Annotated in this window: 1 pseudogene; it reads left to right on the forward strand. The window is 62.8% G+C overall.

The window, feature by feature from the left end:
- Nucleotides 1-231: pseudogene (locus tag RRF55_RS28205) on the forward strand (nitric oxide reductase transcriptional regulator NorR); the annotation flags it as partial.

The following is a 231-nucleotide window of genomic DNA, read 5'->3' on the forward strand; positions in this document are numbered from 1 at the left end:
GTTCGGGGGATGAAGTGGTTATCCATGCGCGCCATTTCGCGCTGCATGAGGAAACGACGCCGTCCGTGAAGCCAGTGATACCTGAGAGCGTGAACGAAAACCTGCGCGAGGCGACGGATGCGTTCCAGCGTCAGATCACCCGCGCCCTGGAGCAGAATAACCGCAGCTGGGCGGCATGCGCGCGGGCGCTGGAGATGGACGTCGCCAACCTTCACAGGCTGGCGAAACGTC

It is taken from the genome of Klebsiella sp. K47 (assembly GCF_051858335.1).
Taxonomy (GTDB): Bacteria; Pseudomonadota; Gammaproteobacteria; order Enterobacterales; family Enterobacteriaceae; genus Klebsiella; species Klebsiella pneumoniae.